The sequence below is a fragment of the Onishia niordana genome (genome assembly GCF_004798965.1).
Classification (GTDB): Bacteria; Pseudomonadota; Gammaproteobacteria; order Pseudomonadales; family Halomonadaceae; genus Onishia; species Onishia niordana.
In genome coordinates this window covers 99,026-121,792 of record NZ_SDSD01000008.1, presented here as the reverse complement: position 1 = coordinate 121,792, position 22,767 = coordinate 99,026, and the positions used below count along the sequence as shown (strand labels likewise).

The following is a 22,767-nucleotide window of genomic DNA, read 5'->3' as shown; positions in this document are numbered from 1 at the left end:
GTCACGCTTGGGTCGTGCTTAGGGGGCCGGCGTCATCAGACGGCCGGTGCCACGAAGTGACGGCAACGTTCGTGGTCACTGTCCTCGAAGACGTCGTGTGGGGTGCCGGCCACGCCGACGACGCCGCGATCGAGGAAGATCACCTGGTCGGAGACATCGCGGGCGAAGGCCATCTCATGCGTCACCAGCACCATGGTGCGTCCTTCGTCGGCCAGGCCGCGGATGACGCTGAGGACCTCGCTGACCCGTTCCGGGTCCAGCGCCGAGGTCGGCTCATCGAACAGCAGAAGCCGGGGCTCCATGGCCAGCGCGCGGGCGATCGCCACCCGCTGCTGCTGGCCGCCGGAAAGATAGGCCGGATAGCTGTCGCGCTTGTCGGCCATGCCGACCCGCTCCAGGTAGTGTTCGGCGAGGGCGTTGGCGCGGCGCCGGGAAAGGCCCTTCACCCGCATCGGGGCCTCGGTGACGTTGCCAAGCACCGTGAAGTGGGGCCAGAGATTGAACTGCTGGAAGACCATGCTGACCTTGGCGCGCAGGCGCTGCAGCTGGCGCCTGTCGAGGCCGACGACGTCGCCCTGGGGGTTGCGGTCGAAGCGAATGGCTTCATCGGCAATCGCCAGTTCGCCGAGGTTAGGGCGCTCCAGCAGGTTGAGGCAGCGCAGCAGGGTGCTCTTGCCCGAGCCGCTGGCGCCAATGATCGAGGTGACGCTGCCCTCGGGGACCTCGAGGGAGACGTCGCGCAGCACCTCGAGATCGCCATAGCGCTTGACGAGGTGGCGGGCCTCTACGGCGAGGGTGTCAGAGGCTGACGGAGTGACGTGTAGCGATGATGTCATAGGCGATTCACTCTGCAGGGGAAAGGGCAGCAGCATCTTCGTGTGCCGCTTCGGCGCAGCGCGCCAGCCGCTTGCTGGCCATGCGCAGACGATCTTCGTCCACAGTCAGGCTCAGGCGCACGAAGCCGGCAGCGGAGGGGCCGAAGGCCTCCCCGGACAGCACCGACACGCCCTGCTCATCAAGCAGGCGGTCGGCGAAGGCCTGGGAAGAAAGCCCGGTGGCGCGCACGTCGATCATCAGGAACATGCCCGCGGCCGGTTTGATGACCTTGATGGCCGCGCAGGCGGCGAGTGCGGTACAGACGGCGTCGCGGCGCGCCCGGTAGGTCTCGTGCATCACCGCGCGCTCGGGCAGGTCCTGACTGAGGGCATCGCGAGCGGCGTCCTGGATGAACTCCGGGCAGCCATAGAGCATGCAAAGCGCCAGGTTGGCCATATGCTCGATCAGCGCCTGCGGGCCGAGCACCCAGCCCAGCCGCCAGCCGGTCATGGCATGGGACTTGGAAAGGCTGTCGATGACCACGGTGCGGTCGGCCATGACGGGCAGGCTCGCGGCGCAGATGTGCTCGCCTTCGAAGACCAGCTCGGCGTAGACCTCATCGGAGATCAGCCACAGATCATGGCGGTGGCACAGCGCGGCAATGGCGGCCCAGGATTTGGCGTCGATCAGCTGACCGGTGGGGTTGTGGGGGCTGTTGAGCATGATCGCCCGGGTGCGCGGGGTGATCGCGGCCTCGATGTCGGCGACGCCCAGGCGAAAGTCGTCGTCGCCGTGCAGCGGGATGCGCACCATGCGAGCGCCGGTGGAGCGCAGCACGGCTTCATAGGTGACGTAGCTTGGCTCGGGGACGATCACCTCGTCGTCGGGATCGAGCAGGCACTGGGCGGCGGCGTAGAGGCCGCACTGGGCGCCCGCCATGACGATCAGCTGGTCCGGTGTGGCATTCACCCCGTGGGCGCGATACCGCGCGGCGATGGCCTCGCGCAGGCCCTGCTTGCCCTGAACGTCGGGATAATGCGTGGCGCCACCGCGCAGGCTAGCCACCGCGCTCTCGACGATCGGTGCCGGGGTGGCGAAGTCCGGGTCGCCCACCGACAGCACCGTGATGTCTTCGCCGGCGGCCTTGCGCGCCAGGGCCCGGTTGTGGATATCCCAGGCGGCGGCGCCCTCGCCGGCGATACGCTCGGTCAGGCGGGAGAAGCGCATGGTCGTCATAGACTGGCCTCCACCGCCGTCAGGGCATCGTTGCCGTCACGGGTCTCGACGCCCTCGAGGAAGGCGGCCACGCGCTCGGGATGAGTGGACAGCCAGTCATGGGCCACGGCGTCGAGCTCGCGTTCCTGCAGACTGAAGGCGCTGATGAACTCGCTTTGCTCATCGGCCGAGAACACGAACTGGTCGAGTAGCTGGGTGAGGTTGGGGTTGGCCTCGGCATAGGCCTTGGCGACGATGGTCTTGACGTCGCTGCGGCCGTTGTCGGGGCCGAAGACGCTTTGCGGATCGTCGAGGATGCGGGTGTCGTATTCCGGCACCATCCAGTGTGGCGTCCAGCCGTAGTACAGCACCCATTTCTCTTCTGCCACGGCGCCTTTGACCATGGACAGCATGCCCGGCGTCGAGGAAGCGGCGATATCCCAGTCGCCAAGACCGTAGGTATTGGCGCTGATGGCGCCATCGAGCATATCGGTGATCGTGGAGCCACTCTCGATGCTGAAGATGCGGTTGCCGAAGCGCTCTGCCACCTCGGGGTCGGCCAGTTGCTTGGCGCTGGTGATGCCCGCCTCGTAGACATAGCCCGGCACGGCGAAGCCCATGCGGGCACCGTTGACGTTATTGCCAAGATCGAGGATGGCGCCGGCCTGCATGGCGACATCGTAGCTTTCCTGCTGGGCGGGCAGCCAGCCTGCTAGGAAGGCATCGCTGTCGCCGGTCTGCAGGGTGTTGTAGCCCACGGTCGAGCTGAGTTCCTGGGCGTCGGTGGTATATCCCAGCGGCTCGATGAGCTGCGCGAGAATCTCGCTTTTGACGGTCACGCCCGGCCAGGGCGGCACCACGAGGCGGAGGGTGTCGTCCTGATCAGTCTCAGCCGCCAGCAGCGGGCTTGCCAGGGCCAGACCGGTCAACAGGGTCAGGGTCTTGTACAGCGTCTTCATTCGCAGATGTCTCCTTGTCACGGGGGCTAGTCAGCGGGACCAGCCAAAAAAGTGGTGATGTCATGGCGTCTTCGTTCAGGCCGTGCCATTGATATCGTTGAGCAAAGGCTATGGCGTCGGCCAGCAAGCGGTTGCTTGTCTGCGGTCGCCAGTTACAGCCGTTTCTTCATGGCGCTTTATCTATGCCTTCTCCAGGATCGGCGGCAGGCCACCGAAGGGGGGCCGTCCCAGCACGCGCTCCACCATCGGCACGAAGTGTGCGAGCGGCAGGGTGTCGTAGTCCGGGTCGAAGCTGGCCTGGTCCCACTCATCGCAGAAGCGCACCGTACGCGCGTAGGCCGGATGGTCCGCGAACCGCTCCCGGGCGTGGGGATCAAGGCCGAAGTAATGGCGGTAGTGATAGCCCTGGAAGAGCTCGTGGTGGCGGATCATCCAGGCGTTGAGCGGATCGATGAAGGGCTCGAGGATACCCGCGGCAATTTCTGCATGGTGGGCCGGGGCCAGGTCGTCACCGATGTCGTGAAGCAGGGCACAGACCACCATCTCCTCGTCGGCGCCGTCGCGCAGGGCGCGGGTGGCGGTCTGCAGGCAGTGTTCGAAGCGATCCACTGGATAGCCGTGGGTGTCGCCGGCCAGGCGATCCAGATGCTCGAGCACCCGACGCGGGGCATCGGCGACGTAATCGCGGAAGCGCGCGTCGATCAGCGCCCAGTCGTCGCGGCTTGCCTCGCCGAAATGACGGAAGTTGGCCTTTATCATGCGATTTCCTCGTTGGTGGTGTCCGCCAGTTGTTGGCGAAGCACCAGGCGGCGGCTGGCGGTGCTGTCCCGGTCCACGTAGCCCTGACGTAGATGGCGTACGCCGCCGGCCAGCGCAAAGGCGCAGCGGCCATGCAGTAGGCGGTAGTTGTCCATGATCAGCATCTGGCCCGGGTCGAGTTTGAGGTGCAGTGTCAGCTCGTCAGAGGTGATCAACTCGAAGAAGGCGCGGCGGGCGGCGTAGTAGCGGGCCAGTTGCGCGGCGGGCAGGGCTCTGACGCGCTCGGTGCGGTTGCTGTAGCGCACGCGGAAGATGCGTCCCTGACTATCGAGCTCGATCAGCGGCCCCTCGCTTTCCAGCCAGGTGGTCTCGTCGCGGTAGCGAAAGCCCGGGTAGACCTGGGTCAGGCAGTCGAAGGCGGTCGGGTCGCGTTCGCGAAGCAGTTGAGCCGCCCGGTAGCCGTCGGCCAGGGTGCTGTCACCGCCATCGGCGGCATTGGTCAGGCAATGCAGCCAGATATAGCCAGGAATGGGGTCGCGATAGGGGTTGTCGGTATGTGGCTCCAGGCCGCGTTGGGTCATGGTCAGGTCATAGGCATTGGCCACCGATTTGACGTCGGCGATGCCGCCCCAATTGGTGCGGCGTAAAGGCCCGACACGGGCCATCAGCGCCTGCATGCCATCCTCCTCGGTGGGCACGCCGTCGACCAGCACGAAGCCGTAGCGGTGTAACTGCTCAAGCATCTCGAGCAGGGCAGCATCGTCCTCGATGGCCGCGGTGCAGTCGGCGCGGGGTGGCTCGGACAGGCTGGCATCCCACAACTGGCGGCCCGGGGCCACCCGGTTGCTGTCGGTGGCGTCGGCGCGCAGGGCGTCCAGCGGAAAGTGGGCGCGATGGCCATCGCTGAAGCGCAGCGCCAGGGCGTCATCGACGAGCTCGACCTGTTCCAGGGTCAGGTCGAGAGGCAGCTCGGCGGCCTCGATCAGGCGCTGACCGGTGAGCGGGTCCAGCGTCTCGGCGTCGGGGGCCCGCTCCCTCAGCCACAGGGCCGCGAACTCGCGGGACTGGGTATCGATGTCGAGGAGCAGGCGCTGGCCGTCGGGGGACAGCCTTGCCTTGGCGCTTGTGGTCATGGCGATGAATCTCCGGATGAAGCAGAGAGCCTGTGTCCGACAGGCTCCAGGGGCGTTGTCCTTGGGTGGCGTTCGGTCAGGGTCAGCGGCGCCGATGACCATGACTCGCTTTACCCTACTGGCAGCTTGGCACTAAGATTTGAATAAATTCGCCATAAAGTTGATCTTTTAAGCCACCATGCAGGATTCACACGAGGTTTGGCCTTATCCGCGCCCGGATTCGCCCCCGCTGCTGTCGCCCGACCAGGCCGAGCACACCCTGGACGTCTGGCTGGTCCCCAAGTTCTCGATGCTGACCCTGTTCTGCATGCTGGAGCCGTTGCGGGTCGCCAATCGGTTCGGTCGCGACCTCTTTGCGTGGCGGTTGCGCTCGGCGGATGGCGAAGGCGTGGTGGCCAGTAATGGCGTCTGCATCGAGGTCGACGGCGAGCTGGCGGCGGTACCCGACGCTGCCCACCTGATGGTGGTGTCGTCCTACGAGGCGGAGGCGGAAGTGACGGCGCGGGACCGCGCTGTGTTGCGTCGAGTGGCCGCCCATGGCGGCTGGCTGGGGGGACTGGATACGGCCCCCTTCATCCTGGCGCGGGCCGGGGTGCTGGAAGGGTATCGGGTGGCACTGCACTGGGAGAGCGTGCCGGCCTTTCGCCGCGAGTTCCCCCAGCTGCGAGTCAGCGGTGAGCGCTACGAGTCGGATGGCTTGCGCCAGACTGGGGCCGGCGGCACCACCGGCATCGACATGATGCTGGATCGCATCGCCCGCGACTACGGCCCGGCGCTGGCCGATGCCGTGGGTCGCCAGTTGGTACACCATCGTCATGAGGCCTCGGACGAGGATGAGCGCCAGGTGCGCTATGCGGGGTTGCCGCGTAGCGTGGTCCGGAGCTTGGCGACGATGGAGGCCAACCTTGCCCAGGCGCTGCCGATTCCCGAGATCTGCAGGATGGCGGGCCAGTCCCAGCGTCAGCTCACCCGGTTGTTCCTGGCCCACTTTGGCGAGACACCTAAGGGGTGCTACCTGGGCATGCGCCTGGATCGGGCTCAGCGCCTGCTTGCCGGTAGTCATTGCCGGGTCACCGAGGCGGCGATGGCCTCCGGTTTTCAGCACCTGGCGCACTTTTCCCGCGCCTATCGCGCGCGTTTTAGCGAGACGCCGAGAGACACGGCGGCTCGGGGGCCGGGCTGAGCCGCCTCAGGTCTCCGCGGTGATCTGGCGGCGCCGACGGGCGCGCTGGATCATGCGGTAGCGGGAGCGGATCTCGTCGCGCTCCATGTAGCAGCCCTGCAGCCAGCGATGGCCGCTCTGGCCCTCGAAGGCGTCCCGGGCGTGCAGCAGGCGACGGTTGTCGAAGATCACCAGGTCGCCGGGACGATAGGTGAAGCGGATCGCGAAGGCCGGGTCGCGCAGCAGCTGCTGCAGGGTCATCAGCGCTTCATAGGCCGGCTCGATGTCCTCGAAGGGGGCATCCAGCGGGCCGCGGAGGAAGTCGGCGATGCGCACCTCCAAAAGCTCGCCTCGGGCGTCGAGGCGGATCATCGGTTCGTGCCAGACATAGTCGGTGATCTTGGCGGTGTTGGCGTAGCGCCAGCGCACGCGGATCAGCGTCGCGAAGGCCTGTGGATAGTGGTCGCGCAGCGCCTCGGCGATGGCGAATCCGTCAAGCATCACCGCCTGGCCGCCTGCCACGCTGTTTTCCAGGCAGTGCAGCATCTGCAGGCCGGGGTGGTACTCGCGGGTCGGCAAGTCGACGTGGGGCGGCAGTGCGATCGACGTATAGGCGTTGGAGTCCGGGTCCGGCTTGGCCTTGACGTCGAACAGCTCACCGAAGTTGGTGGGCCTCACCGGACCTATGCGCCGGGCGATGGCCGCGAGCGAGCCAGGCGCGATGGGCAGGCCGCGCAGCCGCACCAGGCCCTTGCCGAGCACGCTCTTGAGTGCCGGGGCGAGGATCGCCTCTTCCGCCTCGCCGTCGGGCGCGGTGTCGAGTAGGCCCGTGGCATCGAGGGTGTCGGGGCCTGAGTCCGGGCCGCCCTGCCAGGTCGTCACCGGCACCAGCGGCGCCTCGGGGTCGCTGGCGTTGTCATTGTGGTTGTCATAGTCGTTGGCGCGCAGCCAGCCGGGATGGAAGCGCAGGCGACGGTCCTCCGGGGCGAAGGTCACGCAGAGCGCGCCGGCGGCGTCGATCTCGGCGGCCGCGATCTCCGGCCAGGCCGGCAGGCTGGAAAGGTCCAGGATGCGCTCGCGGGTCGCCGGGTTGATGGTGGTGTCGTCGGCGGCGTTCTCGCGCAGCCAGATGCTGTGATAGCGGCTGACGCGGCCGTCCTGCCAGTGCACGGTCAAGAGGCGCGGCGAGAAAGATACGGCGTCGAGGGCGACGTCGATGGGCCAGGCGTCGTAATCGGGGGTGATCGGCAGGTCTGTCATGGGGCTTCCTCGGCAGCGAGTGGATGGTCGCTAGGATGCCAAGGCAGGCGGCAGAGGGAGCGTCTGGATTCGACGCCGACTATGCACGATTCGACGGTTCGCGACTCGACAGTTCGTGGCTCGACAGTTCGTGATTCGAGAACGGACCAGTAGCAGCAGCCGATGGCCGCCTGCGCAGCTCGCTGGGCGTCAGGCCGTGATGGCGGCGAAAGGCGCGGGTGAAGCTCGAGGCCGAGCCGAAGCCGCAGGCCAGCGCGACCTCCATGACGCTGTGGCGGGTTTCTCGCAGCAGCCGGTGGGCATGATCCAGACGGCGCGCCATATAGGTACGCTGTGGCGAGGTGCCTAGCTGGCGCACGAAGAGCCGTTCCAGCCGCCGCCACGAGAGGTCAAGCGCCTCGGCGAGATCCCCGATGCCGAGCGGCGTCTCGAGGTTGGCCTCCATCAGGGCGATGGCGCGGGTCAGCAGCGGGTCTTCGGGCATGAGCGGTTCGCGCTGGCGGCTGGCCGGCCGGCGTCCTTGATCGTGGAGCAGCTGGTGGCGGACTCGCTCGGCGAGGTCGTCGCCGTGGCGGCGGCGGATCAGGTCGAGGCTCATGTCGATGGCCGAGCTGCCGCCGGCACAGGAGAAGCCCTCGGGCGTCACCTCGTAGAGGGATTCCACGGCATCGACTCGCGGGAAGCGGGCCTGAAACTCGGACAGCGACTCCCAGTGCAGGGTCACGGTCTGCTCATCGAGCAGGCCGGCGGCAGCCAGCACCACGCAGCCGGTATCCATGCCGCCGAGCACGCAGCCCGCGGTGGCGCGCTCGCGCAGCCAGGCGAGCAGGGCGTCATCGATGGCATCATCGGGGGCGAAGCTTGAGCAGACCGCCAGGCTCGGCGTCAGCGGGGCATCCTCGATGCCATGATCGGCGTCGAGCGCCATGGCGTTGGAGGCCGTCACCGGACCGCCGTTGCGGCTGATGACGTCCCACTCGAAGAGCGTACGGCCGCTGATGCGGTTGGCGATACGCAGCGGTTCGATGGCCGAGAAGAAGGCCACCATGGCGAAGCGCGGCAACAGCAGGAAGCCGATACGCTCGGGGCTGGGCACGTTGGGGGTCAGTCGCATGGAGGAGGAGTTCGCCTGGGCGCTCGAAGTGCCGACGAGTGTACCGCAATGGGGAGGCGACGCCACAGAGGGGAGGAAAGGCCGAGGCGACGACATCCGCGTCGCCGCCTCGGCCGGGGCGACTAAGGCGTCAGGACGCCTCGACCGCCTGTCGACGTTTACGGGATTCCCGGAACAACGAGACCAGCACGCCGGCGGTCATCACCAGGATCACCACGCTCAGCGGCAGGGCCGCGGCGATCAGCGCGGTCTGCAGCGCCTTGAGGCCCCCGGCCACCAGCAAGACGGCGGCCACCAGGCCGATCGCCGTGCCCCAGAAGATCCGGAAGCGCTTCGGCGGTTCCTCGTTGCCCAGCGACAGGATGGTGGTCAGCACCAGGGTGCCGGAATCCGAGGAGGTCACGAACCAGCTCATCAGCAGGAAGACCATCAGCGCCGATAGCGTCCAGCCGAAGGTACCGGTGCCGGCAATGCCGTCGGCGGTGGCGAACAGCGCGGCCGGCAGGTTCCAGGCATTGACCAGCTCGGTGATGCCGGCACTGCCCGGCCCGCCCGCAGCGGTCAGTTCCTGATGGAGGGCGTTGCCGCCGAAGATGATCAGCCAGACGAAGATGATCATCGTCGGCACCAGCAGCACGCCGAGCACGAACTCGCGCAGGGTGCGGCCGCGGGAGATGCGGGCGATGAAGATGCCGACGAACGGCGCCCAGGCCAGCCACCAGCCCCAGTAGAAAATGGTCCAGCCCTGCTGCCACTGCGCCGTGCCTTCATCTTCCGCGAACCACAGGCCCATGGGGATGAAGTTGAGGGCATAGTCCACCACGGTCTCGCCGAAGGCGCCCACCAGCCACAGGGTCGGGCCACCGATCAGGAAGGTGCCGACCACGGCCACCGAGATCCAGATGTTCATCTCCGAGATGATCTTGATGCCCCGCTGGACACCGGAGACTGCCGAGAGGACCGACACCAGCGAGATCATGGCGATCAGCACCAGCTGGGTATTGAGCCCCGGGTCGGTGCCGACCAGGCGCTCCAGGCCCACGGCCATCTGGCTGACGCCGAGCCCCAGCGAGGTGGCGACGCCGAACACGCAGCCGAGCACGCCGAGGATATCCACGGTATGGCCGATGGGGCCGAAGATGCGTTCGCCGATGAAGGGATAGAGCGCCGAGCGCAGCGCCAGTGGCAGGCCCTTGCGGTAGGCGAAGTAGGCCAGCGACATGCCGACGATCACGTAGATCGCCCAGCCGTGCAGGCCCCAGTGGAAGACCGATACCCGCAGGGCGTCGATGGCCCGCTCATGGTTCATGGCGGTGGCGCCGGCCATGTCGGCGTGGGGGTTGTTCGGGTAGCCGAAGGCGCCGGTATTGTCGAAGTAGAAGACCGGCTCGGCGACGCCGAAGAACAGGATGCCGATGCCGATGCCGGCCGAGAACAGCATCGAGAACCAGGCGAAGTTGCTGAAGTCGGGGCGGCTGTCGTCGGGGCCCAGGCGCACGCTGCCATGGCGGCTGATGACGACATAGCCGCAGACCGCCAGCAGTATCACCACGGTGATCAGGTAGTAGCGGCTGAAGGTGGTCTCGATCCAGGTGCGGGTGGTACCGAACAGGCCGCTGGCGAAATCGGGCATCACGGCGGTGAACAGGACGAAGGCCAGCACCATCAGCGAGGCGGTGATGGTCATGCCCTTGTGCATGCCGCGGAAGAAGCCGCCCTGGGACAGCTCGGTGACCATATAGTCGGTCGAGGTCTCGACCTCATGGCTGTCCCGGCGCGAGGGTGAGGGGGGAGTCGAAGTAGCGATAGCGTAATCCTCTTGAGCCGGTCGTCGGGCCGGTGATCCCGAAACCGCCCGACGAGAGCCGGGCGGCATGTTGACGTTTGGGTTCCTCTGCAGGCAGCGTCAGCGCTTGGCCGGCGGCAGGCCAATGCGGCGGCCGGCGGCCTTGGGCCATTCCTCTGCACTGGTCGGCTGCGGCAGCGCCGCGATGCGCTCGGCGACCGCGTCCGGGCAGGGGGTCGGGCGACCGCCACTGATGCTCATCGCCATCAGCATCTGCTCACTGGTGGCGATGGTGTTGCCCTCGGCGTCGGTCAGCGTGAACAGCACATGCTGGCGCTTGGCGTCATGATCCAGCAGCAGCACCTCGACACTGAGCGTCTGGCCTTCGTGCGCCTCGGCCCGATAGCAGAGGTGGGTCTCCAGGGTGTAGACGGTCAGGTCGTGGGCCTGGCGACCCGCGGCATCCAGCCCGATGTGGGCCATCAGCGCCTCGACGCCCAGCGAGAAGGCGCGCGCGTACTCGGCGTCGTTCATGTGGCCGTTGTAGTCAACCCATTCGTGGGGCACCGTGAGCTTGAGCAGCCGCATCAGATGCGCCCCTCGAGGCCTTCGGCCTCCGGCCAGTACTTGCGGGTCAGGGCCAGCAGCTCGACCAGGAAGTCGTCGCGACGACGGTCCAGCTCGGCGACCGGGCGACCGGCGGCCTGGAACTCGCAGCCTTCCACGACCTTGTCGATCAGCTCATCGGTGAGCTCCGGGGCCTCGAGCTTGGTCCAGGGCAGCTTCAGCGCCGGGCCGAACTGCTCGAGCATGTGGCGCATGCCCGGCTCGCCTCCGGCCAGGTGGAAGGTCAGGAAGGTGCCCATCAGCGACCAGCGCAGGCCACAGCCGTAGACCACGGCGGCGTCGATCTCCTCGGTGGTGGCGACGCCATCGTTGACCAGGTGCAGGGCCTCGCGCCATAGCGCCTCCATCAGGCGGTCGGCGATGTGCCCCTCGATCTCGCGACGCACGATCAGCGGGCGCATGGCCAGGCGCTGATAGTCCTCGCGGGCCCCTTCCAGCAGCGCCTCGGTGGTGTGCTCGCCACCGACCAGCTCGACCAGCGGTAACAGATAGACGGGGTTGAAGGGGTGGGCGACGATCACGCGGCCGGGCGCCTTCTGGCAGTCCTTCTGCAGATCGGTCGGTTTGAAGCCGGAGGTAGAAGAGCCAATCACCACCTGCGCATCGGCGGCAGCGTCGATGGCGGCCAGGATCTCCTGCTTGAGCGGCAGACGCTCGGGCACGTTCTCCTGGATCAGGTCGGCGCCGACGACGGCCTCCTCGAGGCTCGGCGCGAAGCGCAGGCGCTCCGGTGAGGCGCCGTCGGCCAGGCCGTCCTTTTCAAGTGAGGCCCAGGCATTGGCGACGAAGGCGCGGGTGCGGGTCTCGGCGTCCGGGGCCGGGTCGAAGGCGACCACGTCCCAGCCGTTGGCGAGTGCCCGGGCGATCCAGCCGTTGCCGATCACGCCGGTGCCGATGACGGCTAGTTTCTTCGTGGAAGGTTGCTGGCTCATGCCTCACCTCCCACGATCTGACCGGTCTTGGGGTCGCGCAGCTTGAGGTGGGCGCGAGTCTCGGCCGGGGTCATGACGCGCCCACCGAGGTTGTCGACGATGCCGGCAGCCTTCTCGACCAGGCTTGCATTGGTGGCCGGCACGCCCTTGCTGAGATAGAGGTTGTCTTCCAGGCCGACGCGGACGTGGCCGCCGAGCAGCATCGCTTGGGCGACCATCGGCATCTGGTGACGGCCGATGCCGAAGGCCGCCCAGTTGGCGGTATCCGGCAGCTTGTTGCGCATGGCCAGCATGGTTTCGGTATCTGCCTCGGCGCCCCAGGGAATGCCCAGGCACAGCTGGAACAGCGGGTCGCCGTCGAGCAGGCCTTCCTGCTGCAGCTGGCGGGCGAACCAGACGTGGCCCAGGTCGAAGCACTCGAGCTCCGGCTTGACGCCGGCGGCCTGCACCAGGCGCGCATGCTCGCGCAGCCAGTCGGCGGTGTTGACGTAGACCATGTCGCCGAAGTTGAGGCTGCCGCAGTCCAGGGTGCACAGTTCCGGCAGCAGCTCGCCAACCGGCGCGTGACGCTCGGCCGGGGTCTGGATGTCGGTGCCCGGGCCGCCGCGGGTCGGATCGGTGGCGTCGGGAATCCAGTCGCCGCCGCCGCCGGCGGTGATGTTCATGACGATGTCGGTATCCGCCTCGCGGACGCGCTCCATCACCTCACGGAAGTGCTCGGTGGAGTGGCTGATGCCGCCGGTTTCGGGATCGCGGACGTGAATATGGGCGACGCTGGCGCCGGCCTTGGCGGCGGCGATGCAGTCGTCGGCGATCTGCTTGGGGGTGACCGGGACATTGGGGTTCTTGTTGGCGGTGTCGCCGGCGCCAGTGATGGCGCAGGTCATGATGACATTACGGTTCATGCTCATCGGCTCCGTTGTGGAATATGGCCTTAGTCTCGGTGATGTTTGATAGATAAAGTGCGCATAAGCCGTCATTTAATTGACATAAGACGACAGCCTTTGGGTCGCCCATGCCAAGTGCGAGCGGCCAGGCACGATCAACTAGACTGAGGTGAAGCGAATTGAGTCGAGAGGAGGGCGCGATGGGTATGACGTTTGCGCGGTGGCAAGGGCGCGCAGTACCCGCGCTTGTGGGGCTGATGCTCATGGGCGTGCTCGCGGGCTGCGCCACGCCTGTCTCGCGCGAAGCTCGGGCCATCGAACTGGTGCCCGGTGAGCCGAAGGACGGCTGGTTGGGGCCGGGCGTCGATGTCTATGCGTTCAGCCTTGCGGTGCCGGCGCGGGTGAGGCTCGAGAGCGAGACGCCGGCCAGCGGCTTCACGCTAGACCCCAACGCCACGCTCTATAATGCCGACGGACAAGTGGTGGCGCGGGACTGGCGCAGCGGTGAAGGCGAGAACTTCCGCCTGGTCCGCGTGCTGGCAGTGGGGCGCTGGTACCTGAAGGTCAGTGACGGCGGCGGCTGCACGATCATGACGGATTGCGAGGCTCATCGACGCTATACGACTCACCTCGAGATGGAGCCGCTGATACCCTTGCAGGGCACTCACTAAGGGCCTCGACTTCTCGCGCCGGCCGCCACCGTGTACCGTGAGAGCAGACATCGGCCAACCAGACGGGGAAGCGTACCAATCATGCAAGCCACACTCGGGGTGACCCCCTACCGCATCGCCTGGCGTGCGGCCTTCTTGTTGCTCGTGGCCATGCTGCTATCGGGCTGCGGCGTGAATAACCTGCCGACCTATGACGAGCAGGTGAAGTCAGCCTGGTCGCAGGTGGAAAACCAGTATCAGCGGCGAGCCGACTTGATCCCCAATCTGGTAGAGACCGTCAAGGGATACGCCCGCCAAGAGCAGGAGACGCTGACTGCGGTGATCGAAGCCCGCTCCAAGGCGACCTCCATCCAGGTCGACGAGAGCATCCTCAACAACCCCGAGAAGCTGCAGCAGTTCCAGCAGGCACAGGGTGAGCTCTCCAGTGCACTTAGCCGGCTGATGGCGGTCTCGGAGCGCTACCCGGATCTCAAGTCCAACCAGAACTTCCTGGCGCTGCAGTCCCAGCTTGAAGGCACCGAGAATCGTATCGCGGTCGCACGTCGCGACTTCATCGCCGCGGTCGAGCGCTACAACACCGAGATTCGCACCTTCCCGGGGCGCCTCTGGCACAGCGTTCTGTACAGCGAGATGGAAATCCGCGAGACCTTCGAGGCCACGGCGACCGACGCCGATCAGGCGCCTGAGGTGTCCTTCTGATGCGACTCTTCCGGCAACTGCCCGTCGTCCTGCTGCTGCTCGTGGCGCTGGGCGTCCAGGCACAGCAGCCTGAATTCCCGGAGCTCAGTGGTCGTGTCGTCGATCAGGCCGAGATGCTTGATAGCGCTGATGAAACGAACCTCGCCGAGATGCTGGCGGCGCACGAGCAGGACACCACCGAGCAGGTGGTAGTGGTCACGCTGCCCAACCTGCAGGGGCGCACCATCGAGGAGTACGGCTATCAGCTGGGGCGTCACTGGGGCATCGGCCAGGAGGGCGAGGACAATGGCGCGCTGCTGATCGTGGCCCGAGAGGAGCGCAAGGTGCGCATCGAGGTCGGCTATGGGCTCGAAGGGCGCCTGACCGATGCGCAGTCTTCAGTGATCATCACCCAGGTGATCACGCCGGCCTTCCGGGAAGGAGAGTTCGCCCGCGGTATCCGCGAAGGCACCCAGGCGATGATCCAGGTCCTGGGGGGTGACCCGCTCGCCACCGCTGATACCGCCTCGGCAGAGGGCAGGCAGGCGCCGGACGGGCCGAAGTCAGTGCTGTTCTTCATCCTGCTGCTGGTCATGACCGGCTTCCTGCGTGGCGGTCGCGGCGGTCGTGGACTGCTGGGCGGTCTGCTGCTTGGTGCCGCGCTCGGAGGCCGGGGCGGCCAGGGTGGCGGCGGAGGTCTCGGCGGTGGCGGAGGCTTCGGCGGCGGTGGTGGTGGTTTCGGGGGCGGTGGTGCCTCCGGTGACTGGTAAATCCTTTCAAGCGAGTACAGATACCCCATGGCGTTACTGAGCGACAGCGAACAGCTTGAGGTGGCCGAGACGATCCAGCGTATCGAGCGCGAGACCGATGCTGAACTGGTCACCGTGCTGGCCGCCCGGGCCGATGATTACGCCTATATCCCGCTGCTGTGGGCCGGCATCCTGGCCCTGGTAGTCCCCGGTGCAATCAACTATTTTCCGGGCTGGTGGGACGCCACCAGCCTGCTGCTCATTCAGTGGGCCACCTTCGTGGTGGCGGCGCTGGTGTGCCGGCACCCTGCCATTACCACCCGGCTCATTCCCCGCGCGGTTCGCCACTGGCGCGCCTCGAACCTGGCCCGCCGCCAGTTTCTGGAGCAGAACCTGCACCACACCGAAGCAGGCACCGGGGTGCTGATCTTCGTTTCGGAGGCCGAGCGCTACGTGGAAATCCTGGTCGACCGAGGCATCTCCGAGCGGCTCGGCGATGACACTTGGCAGGGCATCGTCGCCGACTTCACCCGTCGCGTGCGCCAGGGTGAGACGGGACGCGGCTTCGTGGAATGCATCGAGTCATGCGGAGAGCACCTCAAACGCGAGGTACCCGCTACCCATACGCGCGACGAGCTGCCCAATCGTCTGGTCGTCCTCGACTAGGCGCCGCTCGCGTCACCCACCTCATCACCCACCTCATCACGCCTCTCGCCCCTCCGCTTGACGCTCAGAAGTAGTCGGCGGTGGGGCGGTCTTCATCGACCGGGGCGGTACTCGCCTCATGGCATAGTCGCGCTGCCCGGTCGAGCGCAATGGCGGCCCCCGGCAGCTGGAAACTCAGGTACCAGGGCTCGATGCCGTCATCGATCTCAAGGCGCAGGGTGTCGCCGACATTCAGCTCGTGCAGCAGCCGATACGGGGCGGCGATGGTAAGGCTCACATAGGCGCCGCTGTCGCCGCGCTCCTTGGCAAGCGTTGCTGGCCCGCCATGAGGCGTTTCTCGATCAATGCGCAAGGTAGCCTCGGCGCTCGCGGTCTCGTCGCGGCTCGCGATTTCGCCCATGTCGACCCTGAGCTCCAGGCGCGGCTGGCATTCGGGCGGGGCGAAGTCCACGGAAAAGGCGGTGCCGGGCATATCGTAGCGGTTGCTGGCGCGGTAGATGCGCTCTTCGCCCAGCGAAAGCATCATCGACTGCCAGTGACCGGCTGGCTCAACATCTTTCTGGTTGTACATCAGCGCCATCGCTGGCCGGGTCGTCAGCACCACGGCGATCGACGCTGCCGTGACCAGCGTCAGGGGCATCAGTGCCTGCCTGGCAAGCCTCCTTCCTGTCATTCCTGTCTCCCTTCATCTTATCCACGCGCGATCGTGCGGCTAAGCATACGGCATCGTCCTGCGTCGCGGCAGTCCGTAGGGTGGGAGGGAGCCTCTTGCTCTGGAAGTCCCTGGAAAAGTTTTTGAAAACATCGCTTTAACAGTCATGTAAAAACAGTCATATAAAAAATATCGCCTGGCGAATAAAGGCGGCCTGATGGTTAACGCTCAATCTCATTATGCCGACATCTCGTTGATAGTTGTGCGCGATTGACGCGCGAATCATGTTATTGGCGATCGGTATTAGTTGTACAAATACTATACTTTGATTAGAGTTTGTACATGATGGTCGTGCGATGGGGCAGAGTGTGTCCTCAGTGCATGCGCCTTATCCGATTTGCCTGACAGGAACAGCGCTTTGAACACTATTTTTTCGTGGCTCCGAGGAACGACCATTCGTGCTCGCATGATCGCCGGCTTTGCAAGCGTTCTATTGTTGATCATCATTCTGACCGCAGAGGGAGTGCGTGAGGTCAGCCTGATTGAAGACAGCATGAGCGTGATCAACGACGTGAACAGCGTTAAACAGCAGTATGCGATCGATTATCGGGGTAGCGTTCACGACCGTGCCATTGCCGTACGCGATGCGGTACTGATCAATGACGATGCCAAGCTGGCTCCGGTGCTTGAAGATATTGCGCGGTTAGAGGGCAACTATCACGAGGCGTCGGCCGAGATGAAGGCCATGTTCGCCTCGCGCGATGACATCACCGCCGAGGAACGCACAGGCCTGGCTGATATCCAGCGTGTCGAGGCCACCGCCATACCGCTGATCGACGAGGTCCTCGAGCAACGTCAGGCCGGTGATTTCGCCGCTGCCGAGCGCCTCCTGCTCGATGAAGCGGCCCCGGCGTTTACTGCCTGGCTCGGCACCATCAATGCGTTCATCACCCTGCAGGAACAGCTCAATGAGAGTGAAACCAGTGTTGCACGTGGCATAGCTGACAGTTTCCAGATCACCATGATTGCCCTGTGCCTGGGGGCCCTGGTGATCGGTAGCCTGGTGGCCACGCTGCTGACCAGCCTGTTGCTTCGTGAATTCGGCGCCGAGCCCTACCAGGTCAGGGCCTTTGCCCAGGCAGTGGGACGTGGCGACCTGACCCAGAACGTTACCCTCAAGCCCAAGCACCAGAACAGCATCATGGCCGCTCAGGTGGCGATGGCAGAGCAGTTGAAGAAAACGGTACTGGACGTTCGCCATTCCGCCGAGTCGGTGGCCACTAACAGCGAGCAGATCGCCGAAGGCAACAACGAGCTGTCGGCACGTACCGAGCAGCAGGCGAGCTCCCTTGCCGAGACCGCCTCGGCGATGGAAGAACTGGGCAGCACCGTCAAGCAGAACGCCGATAACGCTCAGGAGGCGCGCAAGCAGGCCGCCAACGCCTCAAAAACCGCCGAGGATGGCGGCGAGGTGGTGTCGAAAGTGGTGCAGACTATGCGCGATATCGACGGTAGCTCCAACCAAGTGGCCGAGATCATTTCCATGATCGACGGTATCGCCTTCCAGACGAATATTCTGGCGCTCAATGCCTCTGTCGAGGCGGCGCGTGCCGGCGAGCATGGCCGAGGCTTTGCCGTGGTCGCTCAGGAAGTCCGCGAGCTGGCCAGTCGCTCTGCGGCGGCGGCCAAGGAAATCAATACCTTGATTTCTGCCAATCGTGAACGCGTGGAGCAAGGCACGGTGCTGGCGACGCAGGCCGGCAAGACCACCGAGGAAATCGTGGCGTCGGTGAAGCGGGTTACCGGTCTGATGGAAGAAATCAGCAGTGCCACCGCCGAGCAGAGCGAAGGCGTGCAGCAAGCCGGTGAAGCGGTCACGCAGATGGACCAGGTCACCCAGCAGAATGCGACACTTGTTCAAGAGAGTGCATCGGCATCCGACAACCTCAAGCAGCGTGCGCATAAGTTGATGGAACTGATGTCGGCCTTTCAACTAGGAGAGGCCGCCCATCAGAGCACTCGCGAGCGAGGCGACCGGGCCCTGCCGGCGTCATCCAGCCTGGCGGGCCGGCAGCGTGAGCTGAGTGCTTCGCATCGTTTGCCGAGTGCCAACACCCGGCGTCAGAAAACGCCAGAGACCGAGTGGGAAGCCTTCTAACACCCGGTCACGTTTGAACCGAGATGATGAAACGGCCGCCTTGGGGTGGCCGTTTTTTGATGCGTGCCATATTCAAGACTGATTGGGCCGGTACGCCTTGAGCCGCACTTGGCTTAGGACTTGGGCAGGTGCCATGTTGAAACGTGACGTATCGCACCGCTCGAATGCTCAATGCGTGAAAGCCGTTACCGGCATCTGGTATGCGCGATGTCATGTCATCGAGCCTTCGGCAGGGTGTCGTGTCGCATGCTCTCGCCGACGATTGACCCATTCCCAGGCCTTCTCGTGAAAGAAATAGGCGACGGTGTTCACGGCGGGCTCCGTGAGGGCAATGACGCCGCCCAGTACCCAGCTGCCGGTGAGCAGGTAGGTCACCGTGAAAGCAACGGAAAAGTGAACAACGGCGAAGGTGGCGGTCTTGATCATTACGAGGACTCCGATAAGAGCGCCGGATGGCGATACCGTTATATTAAGAGAATGATTCTCATTAATAAAAGGGTTTCGGATTATCCTCTCCATAGGCTGTTGCTATAAAAAGCGTCGATCAGGGGCGCGCAACAGTAGACAGACAGGCAATGATCGGCATACTGAAGGTCATAACAAAGCGTTTGTTACAACAGGGAACTTCAGGGGATAACGACGATGCGGGATATAACAACAATGCTGCCCTCTACCCGGTCGCGGTCGGAACGCTCAGCAGTGTCTTACACCTTTGGCATCATGATGGGCATGTTGCTCATGCTTATGGGTGGCGTGGCTCAGGCCGATAACCCCCGCTATGCGGGGCTGGTCGCTGACGCCGCGACCGGCGAAGTGGTTTATGCCGAAAATGTTGAGTCGCGTCGTTACCCGGCTTCGCTGACCAAGATGATGACGCTCTACCTGCTGTTTGAAGCGATCGAACAGGGGCGCCTGGATCTGGACGATTCCCTGCCCGTATCCACGCATGCGGCCTCAATGCCGGCATCGAAGCTTTGGCTGCGTGCCGGTGACACCATTCAGGTGAGCGATGTCATTCCTTCGCTGGTGGTGCGCTCGGCCAACGATGTGGCCGTGGTGGTAGCGGAAGCGCTTGGTGGCAGTGAGGCCGTCTTTGCCCAGCTGATGACGGCAAAGGCGCGGGAAATGGGCATGCGCTCGACGTACTTCCGCAATGCGTCCGGGCTTCCCGATGACTCCCAGGTTACTACCGCCCGTGACATGGGAACCCTGGCCGTTGCGCTGATGCGCGATTTCCCGGAGTACTACAGCGAATTCTCGCGCACCGAGTTCGTCTTTCGCGGCAAGCGCCATCGCGGCCACAACCGGTTGTTGAGCAGCTATCCTGGAGCGGATGGTCTCAAGACTGGCTTTATCCGCGCCTCTGGTTTCAACGTGGCCACTTCCGCCGTACGCGACGGGCAGCGCCTGATTGCTGTGGTGATGGGAGGATTCACCTCCCGGTCGCGTGATGCCCACATGGCCGATCTGCTGGATCGTGGCTTTGCCCGCATTGGCCTGCAGGAACGTACTGATTGGCTGGCGGATACTGACATTTCAGGCGCCATCGCCTCGCTGCCACCGCTTGACGTTGATCCGCTCCGTGCCGATTCGCCGGGCGTCGACACGCCGGCGCTGATGGCCTCGGTGGATGCCGAGCCGAACCTTCGCCTGGCCTCCAATACGATGGACCCGATTCGCGCCATCATGGAGCGTAACGCTCAGGGTGATGGTGGCACCTGGTCGTTGAGAGTCTCCGATCGGTAACGGATGCTGAGTGTATTTATGTCGAGTGTATTTATGTCGAGTGTATTCAGCGCCTGATTGTTTTAAGGGCATCATCTAAAAAACCCCGCCGTGTGCAAACACGGCGGGGTTTTTGGTTGCCTGCTGGTTGGGCCCTGGCAGGTCGTCTGGTCGATGGTGGGAGAGGTCAAGGGGTTAGGCCAGCAGGGATAGCACCACCAGGGTGCCAAGGCTTGCGAGCGTCAGCTGAAGTAGCTCTTCGGCAAAGATTGGGCAAAAGGGGCAAAGAGGGCCTCTGTGGCGGACCTCACGACAGATCATTGCGGTGCCGACTCCCAGCAGGGCGATCAGCGAGGGGTCGAAGGCGACCACGCCTTGATAGGGCACGGCGATCAACAAGACCAGGCAAGCCAGTCCCAGGCCGATGGGGGTGGGCAAGGAGAGATCGAGTTGGTGTGCGAGTGGCCAGCGATGGTTGTTGGAGATGGCATGCGTGGACATAAGGCACCCTTACGGTGGTGGTGATCGATGAAAAGGTCTAAATCCCTGACAGGGTCTCAGACTAAAGCGACGATCTTAAGACAACCTTATGTTAACGAAGCGCCTTACGTTGCTAGGTTCGTTGTTAGGTACGTTGCGAGATACGTTGTTAGCTACATAGCTACATAGCTAGATCGCCTGCTGTGCCAGGGTAATCCTCACTCTCAGCCCGCCACCTGGCGCATCTTCCAGGGTCATCTCACCGCCGTGGCGTTGTACCAGACGATCGACGATGGAAAGCCCCAATCCCGCTCCTGCGCTGGGACCGGCACGGTGGAAGCGTTCGATCACTCGACGACGTTCGCCAGCCGGAACGCCGGGTCCCTGGTCGTCGACAAGCAGAGTGAAAGACGACGATGCAGTGGTGATGCCTGTGCCATAACCTGAGGGCGGGGCTTTCTGCCTATCGTCACATAGCGTCACCCGAACGCAGGTGCCTGCCGGGGCATGATGCAGGGCATTGCCGACCAGGTTCTGGACCAGGGTGTCGACGCAGCCTGGCTCGGTCACGAGCTGCCAGTCGAGCGTTTCATCGGCATCTAATTGAAGCTCGATGGCCGCTTCACCGGCCAGCGGCGATAACTTGGCCAGCGCCTCGCGAGTCTCGCTGAGCAGGTCGACTTGCTGGCGCGGATGATCGGCATCCTGGTCCGGGTCGATACGCGCTAGCATCAAGAGTTGCGAGACCAGCCGGGTCGCCCGTTCGACCCCAGCCTGCAGCCGATCCAGTGACTCCCGGCGGTCGTCGGGCTGCGTGCTGTCGCGGGCGTTCTGGGCATGCAGGTCGAGGACCGCCAGGGGGGTGCGTAGCTCATGAGCGGCATCGGCGATAAAGCGCTTCTCGCGGGTACGCAGGCTGCGAATCTGTTCTAGCAGTCGGTTCAGCGCACCGACGATGGTGTCCAGTTCACGGGGCAAGGGCGCCAGCATCAAGGGTTGAAGATTGTGCGGGTCGCGCTCCCGGATCTGCTGTGCCATGCGCGACAGTGGCTTGAGCCCCCAGCCGATGGCCCACCATAGCAGCAGGGCCAGCACCGGTAGGCCGATGAGGTCAGGAATCAGCGTGCGCAGGGCAATCAACGTGACCAGTTCGCCGCGGACATCCTCGCGTTCTGCCACGACCACTCTGAGCCCCGGTGACGTGGAGTCGTCGGGGGCCGTGAGGGCAAAGATTCGCCACTCGAAGTTACCGAACTTGGCGCTTTCATAGCCATCGCGGCTGACCTTCAGCGGCGTTTCTGGTGCGCGTGCCGAGCGCAGCAACAGCCGGTCATGCTGCCAGACCTGAAACACCAGCTTGCTCTCGTAGCGATGCCCGGCAACGCTCATGTCGGCGTTGTCGGCCCGTGCCAGGGCGTGATCCAGGCTCGAAAGCAGGCCGGCTCGCTGCTCCTGTGCCAGCGGTGCCTGCATCAGGCCCTGGATCAGTCGCGCATTCTGCGCCAAGCGGGCATCGAACAGCTCTTCGACCTCGTGAGTGGCATCTCGATAGCTGGTCGTGCCGATCACCAGCATGCTGGCGGCGAATACCAGCAGCACCAGGCTGAGAGTCCGACGGCGGATCGAGGTCATGAGGCGTTGTCACCAGTGCGCCCGTTTGGCTTGTCGAGCACGTAACCGATGCCGCGTACGGTGCGGATCACCCCCGGAAACAGCTTGCGGCGCAGGTGGTGTATATGGACCTCGATGGCATTGCTCTCCACGTCCTCGTCCCAGCCATAGACCAGGCTGGCCAGGGTGTCGCGGGTAAAGACGCGCCCCGGATGACTCAGAAACTCATGCAGCAACGTGAACTCGCGGCGCGATAGGCTGACCGGCTCACCGTGGTAGCTGACCTGGTGTTCGGCGGCATCCAGGCGGATGCCGTTAAGCTCTAGCGCGCTGTGCACCTGGCCGTGACTGCGCCTGAGCAGCGCGCGCAGGCGGGCCTTGAGCTCGGCGACTTCGAAGGGCTTGACCAGATAGTCATCGGCGCCGGCATCCAGGCCATTGATGCGGTCCTCAATGCCATCGCGTGCGGTCAGGACGAGCACCGGGACTGAGTTGTCGCGTCCGCGCAACTGCTTGAGCAGGCTCATGCCGTCGAGTTTGGGCAGGCCCAGATCGAGAATCACTACATCGAAGGGTTCACCGTCGTTGAGCGTATCCAGGGCTGAGCGGCCATCGCCCAGCACATCGACGGTATAGTGTTCGGATTTAAGCGCCAGGCGGATGCCCGATGCCAGGCTGGGGTCGTCCTCGACCAGCAGTACTCGCATGCCTGCTCCCTGTAGATCGT

General features: G+C 64.7%; 23 protein-coding genes. 7 read left to right on the top strand and 16 right to left on the bottom strand.

Going from position 1 to position 22,767, the window contains the following annotated elements; translation table 11 throughout:
• Positions 1–35: 35 nt before the first annotated feature.
• From ETC27_RS14455 to tmpA, 5 genes are all read right to left on the bottom strand, one after another.
• On the bottom strand, positions 36–836 hold the full coding sequence (locus ETC27_RS14455; RefSeq protein ID WP_136255716.1) for an amino acid ABC transporter ATP-binding protein: 801 nt from the start codon (positions 834–836) through the stop codon (positions 36–38).
• Positions 837–843: 7 nt separating this feature from the next.
• Complete coding sequence (locus ETC27_RS14450; protein WP_276605703.1) at positions 844–2,052, bottom strand: pyridoxal phosphate-dependent aminotransferase; 1,209 nt, start codon at positions 2,050–2,052, stop codon at positions 844–846.
• On the bottom strand, positions 2,049–2,990 hold the full coding sequence (locus tag ETC27_RS14445) for a glycine betaine ABC transporter substrate-binding protein (protein ID WP_136255715.1): 942 nt from the start codon (positions 2,988–2,990) through the stop codon (positions 2,049–2,051). The genes ETC27_RS14450 and ETC27_RS14445 overlap by 4 nt, the downstream gene beginning before the upstream one ends.
• 180 nt (positions 2,991–3,170) lie before the next feature.
• On the bottom strand, positions 3,171–3,749 hold the full coding sequence (locus ETC27_RS14440) for an HD domain-containing protein (protein WP_136255714.1): 579 nt from the start codon (positions 3,747–3,749) through the stop codon (positions 3,171–3,173).
• Positions 3,746–4,882 carry a 2-trimethylaminoethylphosphonate dioxygenase gene (gene tmpA / locus ETC27_RS14435; protein ID WP_136255713.1) on the bottom strand — a complete coding sequence of 379 codons (1,137 nt, stop codon included), beginning with the start codon at positions 4,880–4,882 and terminating at the stop codon, positions 3,746–3,748. Before tmpA ends, ETC27_RS14440 begins: the two co-directional genes overlap by 4 nt.
• A 178-nt stretch (positions 4,883–5,060) precedes the next feature.
• On the opposite strand from tmpA, the gene ETC27_RS14430 reads away from it, so the two are divergent.
• Entirely contained in the window at positions 5,061–6,065 is a 1,005-nt protein-coding gene (locus tag ETC27_RS14430) for a GlxA family transcriptional regulator (protein WP_136255712.1), read from the top strand.
• Between the two features lie 6 nt (positions 6,066–6,071).
• On the opposite strand, the gene ETC27_RS14425 is transcribed toward ETC27_RS14430, so the two are convergent.
• The 6 genes from ETC27_RS14425 to ETC27_RS14400 all read right to left on the bottom strand — a co-directional run bounded on the left by ETC27_RS14425 (position 6,072) and on the right by ETC27_RS14400 (position 12,668).
• A complete protein-coding gene (locus tag ETC27_RS14425; RefSeq protein WP_136255711.1) occupies positions 6,072–7,304 on the bottom strand; it encodes a TauD/TfdA family dioxygenase in 1,233 nt (410 codons plus the stop codon).
• 79 nt (positions 7,305–7,383) lie between these two features.
• Positions 7,384–8,418 (bottom strand): GlxA family transcriptional regulator, encoded by a 1,035-nt coding sequence (locus ETC27_RS14420; protein ID WP_136255710.1) that lies wholly within the window; start codon positions 8,416–8,418, stop codon positions 7,384–7,386.
• Positions 8,419–8,548: 130 nt separating this feature from the next.
• Entirely contained in the window at positions 8,549–10,294 is a 1,746-nt protein-coding gene (locus ETC27_RS14415) for a BCCT family transporter (RefSeq protein ID WP_439331811.1), read from the bottom strand.
• Positions 10,295–10,324: 30 nt separating this feature from the next.
• Positions 10,325–10,792, bottom strand: coding sequence for a thioesterase family protein (locus ETC27_RS14410; protein ID WP_136255709.1), 468 nt, complete (start codon positions 10,790–10,792; stop codon positions 10,325–10,327).
• Complete coding sequence (locus tag ETC27_RS14405; protein ID WP_136255708.1) at positions 10,792–11,763, bottom strand: L-carnitine dehydrogenase; 972 nt, start codon at positions 11,761–11,763, stop codon at positions 10,792–10,794. The genes ETC27_RS14410 and ETC27_RS14405 overlap by 1 nt, the downstream gene beginning before the upstream one ends.
• Positions 11,760–12,668: a beta-keto acid cleavage family enzyme gene (locus ETC27_RS14400; protein ID WP_136255707.1), complete on the bottom strand. Its 909-nt coding sequence runs from the start codon at positions 12,666–12,668 to the stop codon at positions 11,760–11,762. The genes ETC27_RS14405 and ETC27_RS14400 overlap by 4 nt, the downstream gene beginning before the upstream one ends.
• A 182-nt stretch (positions 12,669–12,850) precedes the next feature.
• Between ETC27_RS14400 and ETC27_RS14395 the strand changes: the two genes are divergently transcribed.
• From ETC27_RS14395 to ETC27_RS14380, 4 genes are all read left to right on the top strand, one after another.
• Entirely contained in the window at positions 12,851–13,321 is a 471-nt protein-coding gene (locus ETC27_RS14395; RefSeq protein ID WP_136255706.1) for a PPC domain-containing protein, read from the top strand.
• Between the two features lie 81 nt (positions 13,322–13,402).
• On the top strand, positions 13,403–14,020 hold the full coding sequence (locus ETC27_RS14390; RefSeq protein WP_136255705.1) for a LemA family protein: 618 nt from the start codon (positions 13,403–13,405) through the stop codon (positions 14,018–14,020).
• Entirely contained in the window at positions 14,020–14,769 is a 750-nt protein-coding gene (locus tag ETC27_RS14385; RefSeq protein ID WP_136255704.1) for a TPM domain-containing protein, read from the top strand. Before ETC27_RS14390 ends, ETC27_RS14385 begins: the two co-directional genes overlap by 1 nt.
• Before the next feature lie 27 nt (positions 14,770–14,796).
• Positions 14,797–15,414: a TPM domain-containing protein gene (locus ETC27_RS14380; protein WP_136255703.1), complete on the top strand. Its 618-nt coding sequence runs from the start codon at positions 14,797–14,799 to the stop codon at positions 15,412–15,414.
• A 64-nt stretch (positions 15,415–15,478) separates the two neighbouring features.
• On the opposite strand, the gene ETC27_RS14375 is transcribed toward ETC27_RS14380, so the two are convergent.
• The gene (locus ETC27_RS14375; RefSeq protein ID WP_136255702.1) at positions 15,479–16,087 is read right to left on the bottom strand and encodes a hypothetical protein; all 609 of its coding nucleotides are present in this window, start codon (positions 16,085–16,087) and stop codon (positions 15,479–15,481) included.
• Positions 16,088–16,532: 445 nt separating this feature from the next.
• Between ETC27_RS14375 and ETC27_RS14370 the strand changes: the two genes are divergently transcribed.
• On the top strand, positions 16,533–18,224 hold the full coding sequence (locus tag ETC27_RS14370; RefSeq protein WP_136255701.1) for a methyl-accepting chemotaxis protein: 1,692 nt from the start codon (positions 16,533–16,535) through the stop codon (positions 18,222–18,224).
• Between the two features lie 210 nt (positions 18,225–18,434).
• Here ETC27_RS14370 and ETC27_RS14365 read toward each other — a convergent pair whose 3' ends face one another.
• Positions 18,435–18,650: a DUF2061 domain-containing protein gene (locus ETC27_RS14365; RefSeq protein WP_136255700.1), complete on the bottom strand. Its 216-nt coding sequence runs from the start codon at positions 18,648–18,650 to the stop codon at positions 18,435–18,437.
• Between the two features lie 303 nt (positions 18,651–18,953).
• Here ETC27_RS14365 and ETC27_RS14360 point away from each other — a divergent pair, with 303 nt between their 5' ends.
• Positions 18,954–19,970, top strand: coding sequence for a D-alanyl-D-alanine carboxypeptidase family protein (locus tag ETC27_RS14360; protein WP_306462171.1), 1,017 nt, complete (start codon positions 18,954–18,956; stop codon positions 19,968–19,970).
• A gap of 174 nt (positions 19,971–20,144) precedes the next feature.
• Here ETC27_RS14360 and ETC27_RS14355 read toward each other — a convergent pair whose 3' ends face one another.
• From ETC27_RS14355 to ETC27_RS14345, 3 genes are all read right to left on the bottom strand, one after another.
• The gene (locus ETC27_RS14355; protein WP_136255698.1) at positions 20,145–20,450 is read right to left on the bottom strand and encodes a hypothetical protein; all 306 of its coding nucleotides are present in this window, start codon (positions 20,448–20,450) and stop codon (positions 20,145–20,147) included.
• Between the two features lie 168 nt (positions 20,451–20,618).
• Positions 20,619–22,061, bottom strand: coding sequence for an ATP-binding protein (locus tag ETC27_RS14350; protein ID WP_136255697.1), 1,443 nt, complete (start codon positions 22,059–22,061; stop codon positions 20,619–20,621).
• Positions 22,058–22,747 carry a response regulator gene (locus tag ETC27_RS14345; RefSeq protein WP_136255696.1) on the bottom strand — a complete coding sequence of 230 codons (690 nt, stop codon included), beginning with the start codon at positions 22,745–22,747 and terminating at the stop codon, positions 22,058–22,060. Before ETC27_RS14345 ends, ETC27_RS14350 begins: the two co-directional genes overlap by 4 nt.
• Positions 22,748–22,767: the final 20 nt, after the last annotated feature.

What these genes read in the sequence shown, in the direction of transcription:
- ETC27_RS14455 (WP_136255716.1), bottom strand. Translation starts at nt 836, where the DNA reads ATGACATCATCGCTACACGTCACTCCGTCAGCCTCTGACACCCTCGCC.
- ETC27_RS14450 (WP_276605703.1), bottom strand. Translation starts at nt 2,052, where the DNA reads ATGACGACCATGCGCTTCTCCCGCCTGACCGAGCGTATCGCCGGCGAG.
- ETC27_RS14445 (WP_136255715.1), bottom strand. Translation starts at nt 2,990, where the DNA reads ATGAAGACGCTGTACAAGACCCTGACCCTGTTGACCGGTCTGGCCCTG.
- ETC27_RS14440 (WP_136255714.1), bottom strand. Translation starts at nt 3,749, where the DNA reads ATGATAAAGGCCAACTTCCGTCATTTCGGCGAGGCAAGCCGCGACGAC.
- tmpA (WP_136255713.1), bottom strand. Translation starts at nt 4,882, where the DNA reads ATGACCACAAGCGCCAAGGCAAGGCTGTCCCCCGACGGCCAGCGCCTG.
- ETC27_RS14430 (WP_136255712.1), top strand. Translation starts at nt 5,061, where the DNA reads ATGCAGGATTCACACGAGGTTTGGCCTTATCCGCGCCCGGATTCGCCC.
- ETC27_RS14425 (WP_136255711.1), bottom strand. Translation starts at nt 7,304, where the DNA reads ATGACAGACCTGCCGATCACCCCCGATTACGACGCCTGGCCCATCGAC.
- ETC27_RS14420 (WP_136255710.1), bottom strand. Translation starts at nt 8,418, where the DNA reads ATGCGACTGACCCCCAACGTGCCCAGCCCCGAGCGTATCGGCTTCCTG.
- ETC27_RS14415 (WP_439331811.1), bottom strand. Translation starts at nt 10,294, where the DNA reads ATGCCGCCCGGCTCTCGTCGGGCGGTTTCGGGATCACCGGCCCGACGA.
- ETC27_RS14410 (WP_136255709.1), bottom strand. Translation starts at nt 10,792, where the DNA reads ATGCGGCTGCTCAAGCTCACGGTGCCCCACGAATGGGTTGACTACAAC.
- ETC27_RS14405 (WP_136255708.1), bottom strand. Translation starts at nt 11,763, where the DNA reads ATGAGCCAGCAACCTTCCACGAAGAAACTAGCCGTCATCGGCACCGGC.
- ETC27_RS14400 (WP_136255707.1), bottom strand. Translation starts at nt 12,668, where the DNA reads ATGAACCGTAATGTCATCATGACCTGCGCCATCACTGGCGCCGGCGAC.
- ETC27_RS14395 (WP_136255706.1), top strand. Translation starts at nt 12,851, where the DNA reads ATGGGTATGACGTTTGCGCGGTGGCAAGGGCGCGCAGTACCCGCGCTT.
- ETC27_RS14390 (WP_136255705.1), top strand. Translation starts at nt 13,403, where the DNA reads ATGCAAGCCACACTCGGGGTGACCCCCTACCGCATCGCCTGGCGTGCG.
- ETC27_RS14385 (WP_136255704.1), top strand. Translation starts at nt 14,020, where the DNA reads ATGCGACTCTTCCGGCAACTGCCCGTCGTCCTGCTGCTGCTCGTGGCG.
- ETC27_RS14380 (WP_136255703.1), top strand. Translation starts at nt 14,797, where the DNA reads ATGGCGTTACTGAGCGACAGCGAACAGCTTGAGGTGGCCGAGACGATC.
- ETC27_RS14375 (WP_136255702.1), bottom strand. Translation starts at nt 16,087, where the DNA reads ATGACAGGAAGGAGGCTTGCCAGGCAGGCACTGATGCCCCTGACGCTG.
- ETC27_RS14370 (WP_136255701.1), top strand. Translation starts at nt 16,533, where the DNA reads ATGATCGCCGGCTTTGCAAGCGTTCTATTGTTGATCATCATTCTGACC.
- ETC27_RS14365 (WP_136255700.1), bottom strand. Translation starts at nt 18,650, where the DNA reads ATGATCAAGACCGCCACCTTCGCCGTTGTTCACTTTTCCGTTGCTTTC.
- ETC27_RS14360 (WP_306462171.1), top strand. Translation starts at nt 18,954, where the DNA reads ATGTTGCTCATGCTTATGGGTGGCGTGGCTCAGGCCGATAACCCCCGC.
- ETC27_RS14355 (WP_136255698.1), bottom strand. Translation starts at nt 20,450, where the DNA reads ATGTCCACGCATGCCATCTCCAACAACCATCGCTGGCCACTCGCACAC.
- ETC27_RS14350 (WP_136255697.1), bottom strand. Translation starts at nt 22,061, where the DNA reads ATGACCTCGATCCGCCGTCGGACTCTCAGCCTGGTGCTGCTGGTATTC.
- ETC27_RS14345 (WP_136255696.1), bottom strand. Translation starts at nt 22,747, where the DNA reads ATGCGAGTACTGCTGGTCGAGGACGACCCCAGCCTGGCATCGGGCATC.